This is a genomic window from Streptomyces sp. (genome assembly GCF_031181555.1).
GTDB lineage: Bacteria > Actinomycetota > Actinomycetes > Streptomycetales > Streptomycetaceae > Streptomyces > Streptomyces fimbriatus.
Map to the genome: position 1 here is coordinate 1 of NZ_JAPSKQ010000303.1, position 3,522 is coordinate 3,522.

Sequence of the window (3,522 nt, forward strand, 5' to 3'; positions counted from 1 at the left end):
CTGCTGCCGGGGGTTGACGGGCGGGGCGTCCGTGATGGAACCACCGGCAGGTGATCAGCGGGGTGTTGCGGCGGTTGGGGACGGGAGCCCCGGTGTGATCTGCCGAAACTCTACGGGCCGTGGCAGACGGTCTATGAATGGTTCGCCCGCTGGGAGGCGGACGGGACCCGGGCCCGCCTGCTCGAGCGGGTCCAGGTCCGGGACGACTCCGTCGGGTCGGTACGGTGGACGGTGCCGGCCGACTCCACCATCAACCGGGTCCACCGGCACGCCGCCGGCGCCCGCGAAAGGGGGCGGCGACGGGGGACGGACCGGAAGAACCGGCACGCACGGCGACCGGCCAGGCGCTCGGCCGGTCCCGCGGCGGGCTGACCGCCGGGGCCATCCCGCCCGCGACGGCCGGGGCCTGCTCACGTCCGTCGTCACCCTGGGAAACGCCAACGACTCCACCGTCTTCGACCGCAACCTGACGGGGAGGGCATATCAGCATCCGAAGCACATGGGGGGCAGCCCTCGCGAGGGCCGGACTGCACTTGGCCGAAGCGGGCGTTGATCCCGCAGGGCTCGTTCCTCCCGTGATGACCGGGCAGTTGGCCGGCGTGCTGCCCTGGGAGGGCCGTCGCGATGCCTGGGCGGACGGCGACGATCCGGAGCCGCACCGTTCGCCGGTGCTGCGGAACTTTGCCAAGTGGGTGGCGCAGTCGGGTTCCGGCTCCCACGACCCGCAGGTCCGGGCCGCGGTCCGCCACTGGCTGGTGGAGTGTTCCCTGTCCGGGAGGTAATTCAAGGACCCGGCGTCATGCGCACGAGGCCTGTCAGACCGCCGGCCGACAGGATCGGATAGGGAGGGGGCATGGGGCGCGTACTCAAGCGGGTGTGCCGGGTCCCGCGGGGGAATCTCATGGACGCGCAGGGGGCTCCGCTCGGGACATGCCGTCGCTGCCGTCCACCTTGGCCTGGGGGGGAGTTCGCGAATGCGGCACTGGACGAACTGGGTGACCGGGCATGCGCCCTTGGCTTCGTCGTGTCGGAGGCGACGCCGCATGTGATGCCGTTCCTGGTGGAGTTGGCCGGCGACCACACCGTCCGGAATCGTGCGGACGTCTTGGCGCCGCTGGCCAGGATCCACTCGGCGAGGCAGTGGGAGTCCGCCGCTGCGGCCCGTCGGGAAGGGACGCGGCGACGTACCAGGGGAAGACCGGCTGGGAGGCCGCGGGCAGGAACGCTGTTGCGGAGGGTCCCGGGGTGTTCCGGCGATTGGTGGAAGATCCGGATCCCGGTGTGGCCGGGGCGGCGAGCGACCTGGTCTCGGCTCTCGCGTAGTCGGCCTCCGGCATCATGGTCGGCATGGACAGCCGGAGCACCGAGCGGGCCACCATCGCGGCCTGCGAAAGCTCGGCGCGCCCTCACCCGACGGCGGCCGTGCGGGCTTGACTACGCGAGCGCGGTGTCGACCGGATGTCCTTTGCCGCGCACGAAGTCCGCTGGGACCCGGCCTGCGGCAAGGGACCCGACGGGCGCCGGCGCGGCTGGTTCACCGTTCACATCGGCGCCGACGCCCTACGCGGCCCGGGCCGCGTCCTGACCAGCCCACCGCCAGGATCACCGGCCCGTCCCCGCCCGGCTGGTGGCATGCCGCCGCCGAACGCAACGCTCGTTGAGGGGAGTTGGCCGATGGGCAGCGGTGGGTGCCGGGGAACGGACTCGGTCACGGCCACGCCAACGCACATCTTGCTGCGGTCAGAAGGAGCCGAAACTGCCGTAGCTTCCGTGGTAGGGCATGTGGTGGTGTCGGCGGTTGCGGTGGCGGTCCAGCTCGTAGCCCTCCAGAAGGCGGTATCCGGTGGCGAGCTTCCACCAGTCCGAGAAGTACATCCCGGTCGCCCTTTCTACCGAGGCTCGCGCACCTTTCTCCCAGATCAGGCTCGACGGTTTCTCGCCATTCCATACGGGGACGAGTTCGTCGGCCAGCTGCTTCGCCGTCAGGTTGCTGCGGGAGCGCTCGGCATGCTGCGTCGGCGGCCGACGGCGTCGGCCGGTCCGGAAAACACGCACCTCGAGTCGCTCGCCCCGTTTGGTGATCTCGTAGCCCCAGACCGCCTGGTTCGCCAGCTCCTGCCCCAGACGCCGCTGCCGGGCGTGCTCCTGCCTGTCCTTCTCTCGCAACCGGGTCACCTGCCGCCACCAGCGGTCGTGTACGGGGGCAAGGCGGTCGTGCACCGGCCGGTAACGGCCAGCGGCCTGCTCGGCAGCTGTTTCATAACGCGCCACCACATCCGCTCTCTTCCGCGCCAGTCGCCGTCTCCCGCCAGGCAGGAGCGCGCTCAGGGCGCCGATGGTGCGCGCGTACTCGTTCAGAAGCACAGTCTCCGCATCGTCGATCTCCTTGACGTACCGCTGGGCAGTGCTCTGCCATCTGCGCCGTTGCACGACCGTACTTGGCACGGGGGCGGAGAACGCCCCGCCGAACCCGGCAGGGTGCTCCCGGAAACGGAACTCGTTCGTCGGGTCATAGCCGTTGAGCAGACCGAAGGTCCGCAGCCGCGGCACGCGCGAGGGAATCTCGGTCGTGAACCCCGGCCGGCGCACCACGCGCAGTCCGCGGCCAGAACCGTCGGCCCACTGCCCTTGGACCGCTCCACGCCACTCGCGCCGGTATTCCCCGCGCAGCGCGTAAGGCCACAGCCACCAGCAGACCACCGGAACAGCGCCCACAGGGGCCCACCATGCAGCCGCCAACGAGTCGATCATCCGCTACCTCCTGGTCGGGTGCTAGGAACACCGAAACTGACGAACAGGGCCGGTCCGGGGCGCTCGCGGGTCACCGGTAGGCCGACCGCAGGGAATGGATTCCCCAGCAGCGCCGACGAGGAACTGCCCCGGCTGCTGGGGCGCAGCGGCCTTCGAGGATGGAGGCGACAGCGCCGGTGCTCAGCAGCCAGCGGCCGACGACCGCGACGTCGCTCGAGGCGGACGTCCCGCGCGCAACTGCCCGGCGGCAGGGCGGGAGCGTCGGGGTCCGCGGGCGCGGAACCGGTGGACGCGCTGGCTCCTACGGCGACCGTGCGTTCAGAGGGCGGCGCGCGGCCTTGATGAACGTGTTGACCTCCGCCCGAGAACGCTTCGGCGGTGTCGGTCCTCTCGAGAGCGGAGCTTGAACGGCAGGGGCGGCTGAAGCGTGTGGCAGAAGGCCGTGTGCAGCCGGCCTGAAGCGGGCGGCCGGCCTGTCGGCCCATGCGGCGAGGGCGAGGTTGTGCATGCATGTGGGCGACGGCCTGGACGGCGTGGTGGAGGCCGGGCATGTGGCGGGGCCGAGGAAGGCTTCGTGGATGTCGTCGCGTCTCTCCCAGCGGACGCGCAGGCCGCGGAATCCGTGCAGCCAGGAGACGGTGCGCTCGACGACCCGGCGGAAGATGCCCGGCCCCGAGCCGTGTGGCTGCCCGCGCTCGGCGATCACGGGCCGGACACCGCGCTTCCACGGCAGCCGCCGTTACTTGTCGTGGTCGTGGCCACGGTCCGTGA

Annotated in this window: 2 protein-coding genes and 2 pseudogenes; 2 read left to right on the forward strand and 2 right to left on the reverse strand. The window is 71.3% G+C overall.

Going from position 1 to position 3,522, the window contains the following annotated elements; all coding sequences use genetic code 11:
• Positions 1-517: pseudogene (locus RIM90_RS31090) on the forward strand (transposase); the annotation flags it as partial.
• A 61-nt stretch (positions 518-578) separates the two neighbouring features.
• Positions 579-782, forward strand: a complete 204-nt coding sequence (locus tag RIM90_RS31095; RefSeq protein WP_309064080.1) for a hypothetical protein — start codon at positions 579-581, stop codon at positions 780-782.
• A 958-nt stretch (positions 783-1,740) separates the two neighbouring features.
• On the opposite strand, the gene RIM90_RS31100 is transcribed toward RIM90_RS31095, so the two are convergent.
• Together RIM90_RS31100 and RIM90_RS31105 are read right to left on the reverse strand one after the other, a co-directional pair.
• Positions 1,741-2,751: a hypothetical protein gene (locus tag RIM90_RS31100; protein WP_309064081.1), complete on the reverse strand. Its 1,011-nt coding sequence runs from the start codon at positions 2,749-2,751 to the stop codon at positions 1,741-1,743.
• Between the two features lie 562 nt (positions 2,752-3,313).
• Positions 3,314-3,522, reverse strand: a pseudogene (locus tag RIM90_RS31105) (IS5/IS1182 family transposase); the annotation flags it as partial.

Coding starts and splice junctions, on each gene's coding strand:
- RIM90_RS31095 (WP_309064080.1), top strand. CDS start 579: ATGACCGGGCAGTTGGCCGGCGTGCTGCCCTGGGAGGGCCGTCGCGAT.
- RIM90_RS31100 (WP_309064081.1), bottom strand. CDS start 2,751: ATGATCGACTCGTTGGCGGCTGCATGGTGGGCCCCTGTGGGCGCTGTT.